Source organism: Glutamicibacter sp. AOP5-A2-18 (genome assembly GCF_052446055.1).
Classification (GTDB): Bacteria; Actinomycetota; Actinomycetes; order Actinomycetales; family Micrococcaceae; genus Glutamicibacter.
Window position 1 is genome coordinate 1739940 of record NZ_JBQSVW010000001.1, and the last position, 14968, is coordinate 1754907.

Annotated in this window: 16 protein-coding genes; all 16 read right to left on the minus strand. The window is 59.1% G+C overall.

Annotation, left to right across the window (positions count from 1 at the left end; translation table 11 throughout):
* Positions 1-126 precede the first annotated feature (126 nt).
* The 16 genes from rpoZ to aroC all read right to left on the minus strand — a co-directional run bounded on the left by rpoZ (position 127) and on the right by aroC (position 14960).
* Entirely contained in the window at positions 127-387 is a 261-nt protein-coding gene (gene rpoZ, locus ACT3RW_RS08175) for a DNA-directed RNA polymerase subunit omega (RefSeq protein WP_131088250.1), read from the minus strand.
* Positions 388-398: 11 nt separating this feature from the next.
* The gene (gene gmk / locus ACT3RW_RS08180; RefSeq protein WP_131088251.1) at positions 399-962 is read right to left on the minus strand and encodes a guanylate kinase; all 564 of its coding nucleotides are present in this window, start codon (positions 960-962) and stop codon (positions 399-401) included.
* A gap of 3 nt (positions 963-965) precedes the next feature.
* Positions 966-1301 carry an integration host factor, actinobacterial type gene (mihF, locus tag ACT3RW_RS08185; protein WP_131088252.1) on the minus strand — a complete coding sequence of 112 codons (336 nt, stop codon included), beginning with the start codon at positions 1299-1301 and terminating at the stop codon, positions 966-968.
* A gap of 145 nt (positions 1302-1446) precedes the next feature.
* Positions 1447-2289 carry an orotidine-5'-phosphate decarboxylase gene (gene pyrF / locus ACT3RW_RS08190; RefSeq protein ID WP_444613410.1) on the minus strand — a complete coding sequence of 281 codons (843 nt, stop codon included), beginning with the start codon at positions 2287-2289 and terminating at the stop codon, positions 1447-1449.
* Positions 2282-5560: a carbamoyl-phosphate synthase large subunit gene (carB, locus tag ACT3RW_RS08195; protein ID WP_444613411.1), complete on the minus strand. Its 3279-nt coding sequence runs from the start codon at positions 5558-5560 to the stop codon at positions 2282-2284. Before carB ends, pyrF begins: the two co-directional genes overlap by 8 nt.
* A complete protein-coding gene (gene carA, locus ACT3RW_RS08200; RefSeq protein WP_444613412.1) occupies positions 5560-6729 on the minus strand; it encodes a glutamine-hydrolyzing carbamoyl-phosphate synthase small subunit in 1170 nt (389 codons plus the stop codon). Before carA ends, carB begins: the two co-directional genes overlap by 1 nt.
* Positions 6730-7236 (minus strand): PH-like domain-containing protein, encoded by a 507-nt coding sequence (locus tag ACT3RW_RS08205; protein WP_242632439.1) that lies wholly within the window; start codon positions 7234-7236, stop codon positions 6730-6732.
* Positions 7229-8533 (minus strand): dihydroorotase, encoded by a 1305-nt coding sequence (locus ACT3RW_RS08210; protein WP_444613413.1) that lies wholly within the window; start codon positions 8531-8533, stop codon positions 7229-7231. The genes ACT3RW_RS08205 and ACT3RW_RS08210 overlap by 8 nt, the downstream gene beginning before the upstream one ends.
* An 11-nt stretch (positions 8534-8544) precedes the next feature.
* A complete protein-coding gene (locus tag ACT3RW_RS08215; protein WP_444613414.1) occupies positions 8545-9507 on the minus strand; it encodes an aspartate carbamoyltransferase catalytic subunit in 963 nt (320 codons plus the stop codon).
* On the minus strand, positions 9504-10073 hold the full coding sequence (gene pyrR, locus ACT3RW_RS08220; protein WP_444613415.1) for a bifunctional pyr operon transcriptional regulator/uracil phosphoribosyltransferase PyrR: 570 nt from the start codon (positions 10071-10073) through the stop codon (positions 9504-9506). The genes ACT3RW_RS08215 and pyrR overlap by 4 nt, the downstream gene beginning before the upstream one ends.
* Before the next feature lie 389 nt (positions 10074-10462).
* Complete coding sequence (gene nusB, locus ACT3RW_RS08225; RefSeq protein WP_131088259.1) at positions 10463-10873, minus strand: transcription antitermination factor NusB; 411 nt, start codon at positions 10871-10873, stop codon at positions 10463-10465.
* Entirely contained in the window at positions 10873-11433 is a 561-nt protein-coding gene (gene efp / locus ACT3RW_RS08230; RefSeq protein ID WP_131088260.1) for an elongation factor P, read from the minus strand. Before efp ends, nusB begins: the two co-directional genes overlap by 1 nt.
* A 122-nt stretch (positions 11434-11555) precedes the next feature.
* A complete protein-coding gene (locus ACT3RW_RS08235; RefSeq protein ID WP_131088261.1) occupies positions 11556-12086 on the minus strand; it encodes a tetratricopeptide repeat protein in 531 nt (176 codons plus the stop codon).
* A 2-nt stretch (positions 12087-12088) separates the two neighbouring features.
* The gene (gene aroB, locus ACT3RW_RS08240) at positions 12089-13180 is read right to left on the minus strand and encodes a 3-dehydroquinate synthase (RefSeq protein WP_444613416.1); all 1092 of its coding nucleotides are present in this window, start codon (positions 13178-13180) and stop codon (positions 12089-12091) included.
* Between the two features lie 78 nt (positions 13181-13258).
* Positions 13259-13747, minus strand: coding sequence for a shikimate kinase (locus tag ACT3RW_RS08245; protein ID WP_131088263.1), 489 nt, complete (start codon positions 13745-13747; stop codon positions 13259-13261).
* Between the two features lie 13 nt (positions 13748-13760).
* Positions 13761-14960, minus strand: coding sequence for a chorismate synthase (gene aroC / locus ACT3RW_RS08250; protein WP_131088264.1), 1200 nt, complete (start codon positions 14958-14960; stop codon positions 13761-13763).
* Positions 14961-14968: the final 8 nt, after the last annotated feature.

Here is a 14968-nt window from a genome sequence, read left to right on the forward strand (position 1 = left end):
TCCTTGAAGTGTCGGTGCTAATTGACGAGCCGCCGGCTGGCAGAAACTGCCACGGGACTCAACGGCTTGTGCTTAAAGGTGCTTAACCAAAAAGAAGGCGCCCTAATCAGGGCGCCAACTTTTGAATTAGTCCTCGACGACCTCTGCAGGAGTGACCTTGAGTAAGGTTTCATCCAGTTCGCGCAAGGCGATGGTCAGCGGCTTCTCGTTCAGCTTGGTCTCGACCAATGGACCAACATACTCGAACAGGCCTTCGTTCAGCTGTGCGTAGTAAGCGTTGATCTGGCGTGCTCGCTTAGCCGAGTTGAGCACGATGGCGTACTTCGAGTCGTTGGTCTCAAGCAACGAGTCGATCGATGGGTTAATGATTCCCTCTAGGTTGGACACAGGACTCCCTATTAGTCGTTCTTAAGCCCCATGAGGGCTACAAGCTCTTCGGCGGCACGTGCCACATCGTCATTAACGATGGTCACGTCGAATTCAGATTCCGCCGCAAGTTCTAGTTTAGCGGTTTCTAGGCGACGTTGCTGTTCTTCGGGCGATTCAGTGCCACGTCCCACAAGGCGACGTACCAATTCATCCCACGAAGGCGGGGCCAGGAAGACAAATTTTGCCTCCGGCATCGACTCCTTCACCTGACGTGCACCCTGCAGATCGATCTCTAACAGGACCTTTTTGCCGTCAGCCACTGCATCTTCAACCGTCGATCGGATGGTGCCGTAGCTATTCTGGCCGTGGACTACAGCCCACTCCAGCATTTGCCCATCTTCGACGAGCTCATGGAAACGATCAGGGCCCACAAAGAAGTAGTGAACTCCGTCCTGTTCCCCTGGTCGAGCGTTTCGTGTCGTTGCGGACACCGAGAGCCAGACATCTGGGTAGTTGTCACGGATGTAGGTGGAGACAGTTCCCTTACCTACGGCCGTGGGGCCGGCTAGAACAGTTACCGACGCAGCGGTCATTGACTACACTTTCGTTTTTGGCGGGCTTTGCTTGAAGTGCTCGGTGATTGCGGTGCGCTGCTTGCGCCCCAGTCCACGCAGTCGGCGGGATGGGGAAATGCCAAGGCGTTCCAACAAGTTTGCCGCGCGTACTTCGCCGACGCCCGGCACCGATTCCAGAAGGTCCATGACACGCATGCGTCCCACGGCTTCATCTTCGTATACCAAGTCTAGTACGTCGGTGATGGAAATTTTGCCGGCGCTGAACTCAGCCTTGATTTCCGCACGACGTGTGCGGGCAGCAAGGGCTTTGGCGCGGGCCCGGATACGATCTTCGTCAGAGAGTTCTCGCAGTACCATCGTTCAGCCATCCTTAATGTGTAGTTGACTAAGGCTATGTTGAGAAACATAGCTTTCAAACGCTGCTTTTGCAAGACTAAACGCGTCGTGGCTACCAGAAACTCTAGTAGCCACGACGCGTTTGTGTCACGAACCTATTTTTCAACTACCCCGCGGCGATCAATTCATCGCGTACGCTGCGTGCTTTCTCGCGAAGGGCCGCTACATTCGGCCCGACTTTGAGAATGTCTCGACTGCTGGTGCCCAGCACCTGCGAGTAGCTCGAGGCGAATGACTTGGCGATATCTTTCGCGGTCGCACCCTGAGCACCGAGGCCCGGAGTGAGCAGCGGAGCTTTGCTGGCACTCAGGTCGATGCCCAGTTTTTGTGGTGCGTCCCCGATGGTGGCGCCAACTACCAAACCGACGTGACCCAAATCTACTGCAGCAGCATTTTCCCGGGTGACTTGGTCGATAATTGATTTAGCAACCGAGTTTTCACCACCAACGTGCTGCACCGAGGGGCCTTCTGGGTTGGAGGTCAGCCCGAGGACAAACACTCCCCTGCCGGTGGCGGCAGCCAGATCGAGCGCCGGACGCAGGGACTCGTAACCCAAGTATGGGCTCAGAGTTACTGCATCGGAAGCCAGCGGAGATTCATCATCGAGCCAAGCGGTCGCATAGGCGGCCATGGTCGAACCAATATCCCCACGTTTCGCATCGGCCAAGGTGAGCAGCCCGGCAGCCTTGGCCGCAGCCAAAGTTTCCTCGAGGGCAGCAAAACCGGCCGAACCGAAACGCTCGTAAAGGGCAACCTGCGGCTTGAGGATCGCGGCGGCACCGGCCATGGCTTCCACCACGGTCAGTGAGAAAGATCGCACACCTTCGGCTGTATTCTCCAGCCCCCAGGCTTCCAGCAACGCCGGATGCGGGTCGATTCCCACACACAGCGGGCCGTAAGCCTGCATGGCAGAACGCAGGCGGTCACCAAATGGGATCGGGCTAGGCATTGCGCGCCGCATTCAGGTGAGCCTCGTGCTCCTGCAAGCTGGTGACATCCCACGCGTATTCGCGCAGGGCGTCGATCGCCTGAACCGAGGCGCCAAATTCGGCCACCGTGGTGATCACCGGGGTGCCCACTGAGGTAGCTGCAGCGCGGATCTCGTAACCGTCGCCACGGGCGTCGGAACCCGAAGGGGTGTTCAGGATGAGTCCGATTTCGCCAGCGTTGATCAGATCGACGATCGAGTCGCCACCTTCATGCAACTTGCCCACAACCTTGGTTGGGATGCCGTTGCGACGCAGAACCTCGGCGGTGCCACCGGTGGAGATGATCTCAAATCCGTTGTCCGACAGGTGCTTGACCGGAAGGACGATCGAACGCTTGTCGCGGTTGGTCACCGAAACGAAGACCTTGCCGGAGGTTGGCAGTGGGTTGTTCGCGGCGGCCTGGCTCTTGGCGAAGGCCGTGTCGAAGTACTTATCGATGCCCATCACTTCACCGGTGGAGCGCATCTCTGGGCCGAGCAAGGAGTCAACTACCTTGCCCTCTGGGGTGCGGAAGCGAGCGAATGGCATAACCGCTTCCTTGACCGCGATCGGCGCCGAATCTGGCAGGTGTGCGCCGTCGCCCACCGCTGGCAAGTAGTTGCCACGCAGTTCGGCCAGGGTCTTACCCACGCCGATCAACGCTGCAATCTTGGCCAGCTGCACGCCGGTAGCCTTCGAGGTGAACGGCACGGTGCGCGAGGCACGTGGGTTCGCTTCGATCACGTACAAGATGTCCGATGCGAGCGCAAACTGGATGTTGATCAGTCCGCGCACACCAACACCCTGGGCGATAGCCAAGGTGGCGGCCTTCACGCGGTCGCGCACATCTGGGCCGAGGGTGATCGGAGGCAAGGTGCAGGCCGAGTCGCCGGAGTGAATACCGGCTTCCTCGATGTGCTCCATAATGCCGCCGACGTACAGATCGGTTCCGTCGTAGAGTGCGTCAACGTCGATCTCGATGGCGTCTTCGAGGAAGCGGTCAACCAAAACCGGGTGGTCGACGGTAATTTCGGTGGCGTTGGTGATGTAGCGCGAGAGGTTGGCCTCGTCGTACACAATCTCCATGCCGCGCCCGCCCAGCACGTAGGAAGGGCGAACCAAGACCGGGTAACCGATGGAGTCGGCGATTGCCTTGGCATCGGAGAAGGACACTGCGGTGCCGTTCTTTGGTGCGATCAGCCCGGCGTTATCCAGTACACGCTGGAAAGCGCCACGGTGTTCGGCCAAGTCAATAGCCTCAGGCGAGGTGCCAAGAATAGGAATTCCGGCAGCCTTCAGCTCGGCAGCAAGCTTCAGCGGGGTCTGACCGCCCAGCTGTACAAACACGCCCAATACACCGCCGGTCTGCTCTTCGGCGTGGATTACTTCCAGCACGTCCTCGAGGGTCAACGGCTCGAAGTAGAGGCGATCGGAAATGTCGTAGTCGGTGGACACGGTTTCCGGGTTGCAGTTGACCATCACGGTCTCGTAGCCTTCGGCGCGCAAGGCCATCACCGCGTGCACGCAGGAGTAGTCAAACTCGATGCCCTGGCCAATTCGGTTTGGACCCGAGCCAAGGATGATGACCGACTTCTTCTCGTGCGCCACCACCTCAGTCTCTTGATCGTAGGTGGAGTACATGTACGGGGTGAAGGCTTCAAACTCGGCCGCGCAGGTATCAACGGTCTTGAACACCGGGCGGACACCTAGGGCGTGGCGAATACCGCGAACCACGGCCTCGGACTTGCCGGTCAGCTGTGCCAGCTGAGCATCGGAGAAGCCGTGGTGCTTGGCTTCGCGCAAAATGTCTTCAGGCAGGTGCTTATTGGCGGCAACCAGCTGTGCGGTCTCGTTGATCAGCGCCAGCTGATCCAGGTACCAAGGGTCGATCGACGTCACTTCGTACAGGCGCTCGATCGAAACACCCGAGTAGAGCAGGCGTTGGACCAGCGACAGGCGCTCGGTGGAGCCCTTGACGATGGAGGCCAGTACGGCTTCGTGCTCGGATTCGTCAATGGTCTCGAAGCTCAGCTCCGAGCCCTTCTGCTCTAGTGAGCGCAGGGCCTTTTGCAGTGCCTCGCTGAAGTTACGGCCCAGGGCCATCGCTTCGCCGACCGACTTCATGGTGGTCGTCAGGGTCTTGTCCGCTGCCGGGAACTTCTCGAAGGCAAAGCGTGGGACCTTGACCACAACGTAGTCCAGAGCCGGTTCGAAGGAGGCCGGGGTCTTCTGGGTGATGTCGTTCGGGATCTCATCCAAGGTGTAACCCACGGCCAGCTTGGTGGCGATCTTGGCGATCGCAAAGCCGGTGGCCTTGGAAGCTAGTGCGCTGGAGCGTGAAACGCGGGGGTTCATCTCGATAACCACTACGCGGCCGGTGTCCGGTTCAATAGCAAACTGGATGTTACAGCCACCGGTGTCCACGCCAACTTCGCGGATGACGGCGATCGAAATGTCGCGCAGGTTCTGGTATTCGCGGTCGGTCAGGGTCATCGCTGGGGCGACGGTGATCGAGTCGCCGGTGTGTACACCGACCGGATCGAAGTTTTCGATGGAGCAGACGACTACAACGTTGTCGTTCTTGTCGCGCATCATCTCCAGTTCGTATTCCTTCCAACCCAGGATGGACTCCTCCAGGAGCACCTCGGTCGTTGGCGAATACTGCAGGCCGGCACCGCAGATGCGGCGCAGGTCTTCTGGGTTGTAGGCCATGCCCGAACCCAAGCCACCCATGGTGAACGATGGGCGGACAACAACTGGGTAGTTCAGTTCCTCGACGGCAGCAAAAGCTTCGTCCAGGGTGTGTACGATGACCGACTTGGCCGATTCGGCGCCGCAGCGCTCCACCACGCCCTTAAACTTCTCGCGGTCTTCACCGAGCTCGATGGCTTCGATGTTCGCGCCGATCAGCTCCACGTTGTACTTTTCCAGGGCGCCGGACTTATCCAGTGCGATGGCGGTGTTCAGTGCGGTCTGGCCGCCCAGGGTTGGCAGGATCGCATCCGGGCGTTCCTTGGCGATGATCTTTTCGACGACCTCTGGGGTGATCGGCTCAACGTAGGTGGCGTCGGCGAATTCCGGGTCGGTCATGATGGTGGCCGGGTTGGAGTTCACCAGAACAACTCGCAGCCCCTCTTCCTTGAGCACACGAAGTGCCTGGGTGCCGGAGTAGTCGAATTCAGCGGCCTGTCCGATAACGATCGGGCCCGAACCGATGACGAGAACTGATTTCAGATCGGTGCGCTTAGGCATTACTTGCTGTCCTTTTCTGCGGCGGAATCCAACGCGGTGATGAAGCGGTCAAAGAGGTAGGCGGCATCGTGGGGACCAGATGCGGCTTCTGGGTGGTACTGCACTGAGAAGGCTGGAATGTCCAAGCAGTTCAGGCCTTCCACCACGTGGTCGTTCAGGGAGTAGTGCGAAACTTCGACCTTGCCAAAACGCTCAACCGGGGCCAGCTGTGAGCCCTCGATCGGCGCGTCAACGGCGAAGCCGTGGTTCTGGCTGGTGATTTCTACCCGACCGGTGGACTTGTCCAGGACCGGCTGGTTGATGCCTCGGTGGCCGAAGCGCAACTTGTAGGTATCAAAGCCGAGCGCGCGGCCCAGCATCTGGTTGCCGAAGCAGATTCCGAAGTATGGCAGTCCGGCGTCGAGCACCGAACGAACTAGCTCCACCTGCTTGGTGGCGGTGGCTGGGTCACCAGGTCCGTTGGAGAAGAACACGCCGTTGGCGCCGGTGGCCTTGATATCTTCCAGGGTGGCATCGTGCGGCAAGACGTGCACACGCAAACCACGCTCGGCCAGGCGGTGCGGGGTCATCGACTTCATGCCCAGGTCGATCGCGGCCACGGTGTGCTTGATGGCACCGGTGTAGCCGTGATCGGCTGGCTCAACGATGTAGGCCTGCGCGACGGAGACCTCAGCGGAGATGTTTCGGCCGGCCATCGGTGGCTGTGCCTTGACGATCTCGATAAGCTCGGCGTCGGACTTGGCCGCAGCATCGCCGGAGAACACGCCGGACTTCAGCGCGCCAACTTCACGCAAGTGGCGAGTCAGTGCACGGGTATCCACACCGCGGATGCCCACGATGCCATATTCTTTCAGGTCATCGTCCAAGGTGCGCTCGCTGCGCCAGTTGCTTGGTCGACGAGCAGCATCGCGCACTACATAACCGGCAGCCCACATGCGGGTGGACTCCGGATCCTGCGAGTTCACGCCGGTGTTACCCACGTGTGGGAAGGTCTGCACGATGATCTGGTGTGCGTAGGAAGGGTCAGTCAGGGTTTCCTGGTAGCCGGTCATGCCGGTGGTGAACACTGCTTCACCCAGGGTTGTGCCCACGGCGCCATAGCTGCGCCCGCGGAAGATGCGGCCATCTTCGAGTACCAACACGGCTGGTAGGTTGCTCAGAGAATTCACTTATTTGTCTCCTGCTCGGCTTACGTCGGTGTGCGACGCCAGCAACTGATAAATCTTTGGGGTGTCCTCGGCATAGCGGGGACGGAATCCGGTGTCGAAGGTGAATCCTTCGCGATTCCAGGTGATCACGATCAGCCCGTTCTTCTCGACAAATTTGCCGATCATCCCGCTGGACCGCTTAACGTTTTCGAAGTGCTCCCACCCGATGTGCAGATCGCGGCTGCCGGATCGGATCAGGTGAATGCCGTGGCTTCCCAATTCCAAGGTGGCATTGGTTCGCACGCCCAGATCATGCACGGCAATGCGGTCCAGCCAGTCATCAAACTTGGTGGTGGCCACATACATTCCGGTGAAGCTGTGTTCGAGCGTATCGGCAAACTCAGCGTAGGGCTCCGGGATGTCCGATTGGCGGGCTTTGAGGTTCCGCCAGCCCAGCAAAATCATGGTGATGCCGGCTGCGATGATCAGCACCGTAATGATGATCGGGCCTAGTGCTCCCTCAGGCATGGACCGGCCTTGGGGTAGCGAGCTTGGAGTCGAGCACCGTGGCGTGACCGTGCAGGAAGGTGGCGCGTATCGAACCCGGTAGCTGCATTCCGGCAAACGGTGAGTTCCGGCCCTTGGTGGCCATAACGCTCGGGTCAACCGTCCACGTAGCAGCCGGATCAACCAGAGTCAGGTTGGCTGGCTCCCCTACCGCGATTGGTCGGCCCTGATCGGCAACACGGCCGATCTGCGCAGGCACGGTGGAGGTAATCCGGGCCACATCGGCCCAGGAGAGCAACCCGGTATCCACCAGCGTGTGCTGGACGATGGACAGCGCGGTCTCCAGACCGGTCATGCCCATGGCCGCAGCTCCCCATTCACAATCCTTGGATTCGGAAGGGTGCGGGGCGTGGTCGGTGCCGATCACGTCGATGGTGCCATCGGCGAGGCCCGCACGGAGTGCCTGCACGTCGGCTTCGCGACGCAATGGCGGGTTGACCTTGTACACCGGATCGTAGGTGCGAACCTTTTCGTCGGTCAGCAACAGGTGGTGCGGGGTGGCTTCGGCGGTGACGTTAATTCCGCGAGCCTTGGCCCAGCGGATGATTTCTACCGAGCCGGCGGTGGAGACGTGGCAGATGTGCAGGCGCGCACCCACATGCTCGGCAAGTAGTACGTCGCGTGCGATGATCGACTCTTCGGCGACCGCTGGCCAGCCTGGCATGCCCAAGATGGAGGAAACTTCGCCCTCGTTCATCTGGGCACCCTCGGTCAGACGTGGTTCCTGGGCGTGCTGGGCGATCACTCCGTCGAAGGCCTTCACATATTCCAGTGCACGGCGCATCAACAGTGGGTCCCAGACGCAGATCCCGTCGTCGGAGAACATCTTCACGGCAGCGCGCGAATCGGCCATGGCGCCGATTTCGCTCAGCTGCTTGCCGGCAAGGCCTACGGTGACCGCACCTACCGGACGGACATCCACCCAGCCGGCCTGACGGCCCAGTTCGTACACTTGCTCAACCACGCCGGCGTTGTCCGCCACCGGGGTGGAGTTGGCCATTGCGTGCACGGCGGTGTAACCACCAAGGGCAGCAGCCTGAGAACCGGTTTCCACGGTTTCAGCGTCTTCGCGGCCTGGTTCGCGCAGGTGGGTGTGGGTGTCAACCAGACCTGGCAGGAGCACCAGGTTCTTCGCGTTGATGACCTGTACGTTCTCGGTGGCTTCGATGCTGCCGATCTGCGCGATCTTCCCGTCAACGATGAGCACATCTTGCACGGTGTCACCGAGTACGGCGGCCTGTTGGATCAAATAGTTCATGGGGTCTTCTTTCAGATCAGGTCGCCGGAGAGGAGCATATAGAGGCTGGCCATGCGCACGGCCACACCATTGGTGACTTGGTCGAGCACCGTGGAGCGCGGTGAATCGGCGGCAGCCGAGGAGATTTCCAGGCCACGGTTCATCGGGCCCGGGTGCATGATCAACGTTTCGGCGCCCGAAGCGTCAAGGGTGGCCAGGCGGGCATCGTCCAGTCCCCAGTAGCGTGAATATTCGCGTGGGTTCGGGAAGTAGGCAGCGTTCATGCGCTCACCTTGGACGCGCAGCATCATCAGTGCGTCGATCCCGGACGCGATCACTGCGTCGAGGTCGTAGCTGATGGTGCACGGCCAAGCGTGGGCGCCCACTGGAAGCAGGGTTGGCGGGGCCACCATGGTGACCTCAGCGCCGAGGGTGTTCAGCAGCCACAGGTTGGATCGAGCCACGCGGGAATGCAGAATATCCCCGACGATCGCGACCTTCAGACCATCAAGGCCTTTGCCCAGCGGGTTAACACCTTCGCGTAGTGCCACCTGGCGGCGCAGGGTGAATGCGTCCAGCAGCGCCTGGGTGGGGTGTTCGTGGGTTCCGTCGCCAGCGTTGACGATCGGCAGGCCGATCCAGTCGGTGGCAGCAAGTCTGGCCGGGGCACCGGAATCTGGGTGGCGGATGACTACTGCGTCGGCACCGATAGCCAGCAGGGTTTGGGCGGTATCCTTCAGTGATTCGCCCTTGGAAACGCTCGAACCCTTCGCAGAGAAGTTGATGACGTCAGCGCTCAATCGCTTGGCGGCAGCTTCAAAGGAGATGCGGGTTCGGGTGGAGTCCTCAAAGAAGAGGTTGACCACGGTGCGTCCGCGTAGCGCGGGAAGTTTTTTGATGGCTCGGGTGCCGGATTCGCGCATTTCTTCGGCGATATCCAAGATTGAGATGGCTTCTTCGCGGGTTAGATCCGCGGTGGATAGCAGGTGTTTCATGCGGCGCCCTCGATAATCACTTCGTTCTTGCCATCAATTTCTGCAAGGTGCACACGCACCTTTTCGCTCTTGGCCGTGGGCAGATTCTTGCCTACATGGTCAGCACGGATGGGTAGTTCACGGTGGCCTCGATCAACGAGGACTGCAAGGCGCACGATGCGCGGCCGTCCCCAGTCGGAGAGGGCATCCAGCGCTGCGCGAATGGTGCGCCCTGAATAGAGTACGTCGTCGACCAGGACCACAACTTTTCCGTCGGTCCCGCCGGTCGGAAGGCGGGTTGGGGCCGGGGTGCGTGTGGTGGAGTGGCGCAGATCGTCACGGTACATGGTGATGTCGAGCTGACCTACAAGAGTTGCTGGGTCCAAATGTTCAGGCGCGGAAGCTGCGATGCGTTGCGCTAAGCGCTGCGCCAGCGGGAAACCACGGCTGGGAATGCCCAGGAGCACAAGGTCATCTGTGCCCTTGTTGGCTTCGATAATTTCGAAAGCCACACGAGTGAGTACACGATCAATATCGTCGCCGGTCAGAACCGTGCGCGACACATCTGGCACTGAATTTTCATTCATGCTGTGCACCTCTCCCTTCTCCGCCTCACGGGACGGCATTTAAAGGAATATTGCTAATTCAAATTATCACGATCCGGGGCCGATTCCCTAGCGGAAAGCTATGCATGACACTGAATGGCCAGTGAAATGCATCACTCGATGTATAGCTCTGCGCCCACGCACCCTGAGAATTAGGCACCTTAGCCCCCGCAGCAGCTAAGTGAGGCTGCCAGTATTGGCCTTGGCACACCGTGATCGAGAGATTAATACAAGCCTGATGCTGGTAATAAAGTGGCGTCCCACTCCCCCGTGGCAGCGTGCGGTAAGCGCAAAAAAGCCTGGGCCCGATCTCACAATGGAGATCGGGCCCAGGCTAGAAAACTGAGGATCGCGGTTAGTTGACCAAAGTATTAGTCAACCAAGGTGTCCTTGACGCTTTGGATTCGACCCAAAACGCCGTTGACGAATTCAGGTGACTCGTCAGTGGATAGCTCGCGAACGTTAACCACGGCTTCTGCCACGGCTACGGCGTCGGGAACATCGTCGTTGTAGAGCAATTCCCACACACCGATGCGCAGGGCGCAACGGTCAACGGCAGGCATACGCTCAATGGTCCAGTCCTTGACGTAGCTCTCTAGAACTTCGTCAATACGGTCCAGATGGGCCATGACGCCTTCGAGGATCGTCAGCGAGTACTCGTTGAGTACGATGTCCGAGTTTTCCCGGCGAGAGATAGCGACACCCATTGGATCAACGTCACGGGCTTCAGCTTCAAACAGGAATTCCAGGGCTCGGCGACGGGCTTTGGCGCGGGCTCTCACTAGTTGACACGACCCAGGTAATCGCCGGTGCGGGTATCAACCTTGACCTTGGTGTTCTGCTCTACGAACAGTGGAACCTGAATTTCCTTACCGGTTTCCAAGGTAGCTGGCTTTGTGCCAGCCGAGGAGCGGTCGCCCTGCAGGCCTGGCTCGGTGTAGGTGATTTCCAAAACAACCGAAGCTGGCAGTTCCAGGTACAGTGGGCTGCCGTCGTGCATGGCGATGGTCAGTTCCTGGTTTTCCAGCATGAAACCGGCGGTCTCGCCTACGGTCTCGCCTGGAACGGTGATCTGGTCGTAGTCTTCCAAGTTCATGAAGACGTAGTCATCGCCATCTTGGTAGAGGTACTGGTAGTCGCGACGGTCAACAGTTGCGGTCTCGATCTTGGTGCCAGCGTTGTAAGTCTTGTCGACTACCTTGCCGGTCATCACGTTACGCATCTTGGTACGGACGAAAGCGCCACCCTTACCTGGCTTGACGTGCTGGAAGTCAATGATGGTCCAAAGCTGGCCCTCAATCTTCAGCACCACACCATTTTTGATGTCAGTTGTATCCGCCACGTTTCCTCAATCCTCTATTTACACCAGCATGCACTGGCATTATCAAAAAACCATCTATAACTTTACCCTACCGACCGCTTCTGCGTTAGGGTTTGACCCGGTGGCGCTCGTTACTGCCTGGCTTACTGCTCGACGCGCTCTTCGGCAATGTTCAAACAAATGCTCGATGCATTCACCAAGTAGGCGTCGTCGCCGAGCTCGAGGCGAAGGTCCATAGCCTTACGGAAACGAGTCGCCGCAGCCTTGTAGTCGCCCTTGGCGTAGAACGAAAGTCCCAAGTGGTGATGCATCAGTGGCTCGTAATCGGTGCCAGCAAATTCTTCGGCCAGCTTGCGCAGGCGGTTGATCGCACGATCAAAATCACCCTGCATGCGGGTTAGCTCGGTGTCCAATACACGAAGGTGTGCGTTGGTTGGGTCAATCAAGCGGGATTCGGCGATCAGCTCGCCGGCTTCAGCCAGGTGGCCTCGGGCCAGCAGGATCATGACCTGATCGGTCGGCGAACCAACCTGCATCTGGTGCTCGGCGGCCTGCTCGTCGGCGACATAGGGCTTGAGGGTTTCAGGATCGACCAAAACGCCTTCGACCGAAGTTCCGACGCCCTGACGGTTTACCGATGCGACGTCAATGGCGTATGCGGTGTAGTCACCCATTTTCATTCCCCGATTTCCTGGTAGGCCGCAAAGAGCAGCGAATTATCCGGTACTTCGTAAATCCGTGGCTTGCCAATGGCTTCAAGAACAACAAAGCGCAGCTGGTCGCCACGGGCCTTCTTATCGCGCTTCATTCCATCAAGCAGTGCCGCCCAACGGTCGTTGCGGTAGGTCGTTGGCAACCCCAGTGACTTCAAGATGTTCACGTGGCGATCGGCAACCTCATCGGAGGTGTGCCCCACCGAACGTCCCAGTTCAGCAGCGAAGCACAGACCGATGGATACGGCTGCGCCGTGACGCATCTGGAAGCGCTCGGCAAGTTCGATAGCGTGGGCCAAGGTGTGACCGTAGTTCAAGAACTCACGATCGCCAGCTTCCTTCAGATCCCGGCTGACCACGTCAACCTTGACCGCGATGGTGCGCTCGATCAGTTCACGAAGGCGTGCGTTGCCTGGCTCGATAGCCTCGGCTGGGTCTTCTTCGATCAATTCCAGAATGCGTTCATCTGCGATGAAGCCGGTTTTGACGATTTCGGCCATGCCCGTAACCAGTTCGTTCTTAGGCAACGTCGCCAAAGCATCAAGGTCAGCCAATACGGCGGCAGGTGGGTGGAAGGCGCCAACCAGGTTTTTGCCTTCTGCTGTATTGATTCCGGTCTTGCCGCCCACGGCTGCGTCAACCATCGCCAACAGCGAGGTAGGAATGTGGATGACCTTCACGCCGCGAAGCCAGGTGGCTGCAACAAAGCCAGCGAGGTCGGTCACCGCGCCACCGCCTACGGAGATCACTGCGTCGGTGCGGGTGAAATCGTTCTTGCCCAGCACCTCCCAGCAGAATGATGCAACCTGGATGTGCTTGCCCTCTTCGGCATCCGGGATTTCAGCGGTTAGTGCCTCAAGGCCAGCATTGGCCAATTCGTCACGAACTACGTCGCCGGTGGTGCGCAAGGCGCGGGGGTGAATAACCAAAACCTTTTTAACCGAAGATCCAAGTAGCTCTGGCAAGTGAGACAAAAGTCCGTTGCCAACAAGTACTGGATACGATTCGGCGGGGGTGTTTCCCGAGACCTTAAGAGTGGTCGGTGCCAATGGCATCAGTCTATTCCTCCTGATGGTGATGATTTTTCTAGCGTACGCGTGCAAATGAGCAGAACTTGCATCTCGTGGTCCTAATCACAGTTGCTCAAGTTGCGGCAAAATCTCTTCGACAATTTGTAGAACGGACTTGCCGTCCACCACAACATGCACGTCAGCTAGCATTTCGTAAATGGGGCGACGCTTTTCGTAGACCTGTGCCCAGACGGTGAGTGCTTCGTCACCTGCCAGCAAAGGCCGGTTGGAGTCTTGGCGAATCCGTTCCGAAGCGGCCTCTTGGCCAAGCTCGAGATAAACCACGGTGCCTCGGGAAAGTAGCTGCTGGTTTTCTTCACGCAACACCGCGCCGCCGCCGGTAGCGACCACTCCGGTGAGTAATCGGGCCAGGGCCTGAACCTCTAAGTCGCGGAAGTGCTGCTCACCGTGTTCGGCAAAAATTTGCGGAATGGTCCCGTGATGGGACACCACCGCAGCATCGGAGTCGGCAAAACTAGTGGATAAGGCCGTGGCCAGCGACCTGCCCACGGTGGACTTGCCACTGGCCATCGGACCAATGAGGTAAATCATTACCGAATGCTTCCTAGACGCCGGTCGATCCCAGATTATCCGGGATGTTAGCTAGGTAGGAGTCGATATTGCGCTTGGTTTCGGTCACCGAGTCGCCGCCAAATTTCTCCAGCAGGCTCTGTGCAAGAACCAGCGCGACCATAGCTTCGGCAACAACACCGGCGGCTGGAACCGCGCAGACATCCGAACGCTGGTGGTGGGCGGTGGTCTCTTCGCCGGTGGCCGTATCGATGGTGCGCAACGCACGTGGAACGGTCGCAATTGGTTTCATACCAGCGCGTACACGCAGTACTTCACCGATGCTCATGCCACCTTCGATGCCGCCTGCGCGGTTGGAGTTGCGCTTGATGCTGCCATCTTCGGCGTAAACAATTTCGTCATGGGCAGCGCTGCCACGTCGGGCTGCGGTAGCAAAGCCGTCGCCCACTTCAACACCCTTGATGGCCTGGATGCCCATCAGGGCTGCGGCCAAACGGGAATCTAGTCGGCGATCCCAATGTACGTAGGAGCCGATACCCGGAGGCAGGTTGTAGGCCAAAACCTCAACCACACCACCCAGGGTCTCCCCTGCCTTGTGCGCGTCGTCAACTTCGGCAACCATAGCTTCGCTGGTCGCGGCGTCAAAGCAACGCAATGGATCGGCGTCCAGTGCGGCAACATCGGCGGCGGTAGGCAACGGAGCACCTTCTGGGGACGACACAGCACCAACAGCGGTGGTGTGCGAGACCAGTTCGATGCCAAGATCGTTCAAGAATCGTGAGGCAACCGCGCCCAGGGCCACACGGGCCGCGGTTTCACGGGCGCTAGCACGTTCTAGAATCGGACGAGCGTCCTCAAAACCGTACTTCTGCATGCCGGTGAAGTCGGCGTGGCCTGGACGGGGGCGAGTCAGTGGCGCGTTGCGCGCCATGGATGCCAGCTCGTCCAGATCAACGGGGTCAGCGTTCATCACGCGTTCCCACTTAGGCCATTCGGTGTTCCCGATTTCGATGGCCACCGGGCCACCCTGGCTCTTACCGTGGCGGACTCCGCCAAGGAAAGTAACCTGGTCCTTTTCAAACTTCATACGCGCACCGCGGCCATAGCCTAGACGGCGACGCGCCAACGCTTCGCGTACTACTTCGCTATCTACCGATACTCCGGCAGGTAGTCCTTCGAGAATTCCAACAAGTGCCGGGCCATGCGATTCGCCCGCGGTCAACCAACGCAACATGTCCTCTA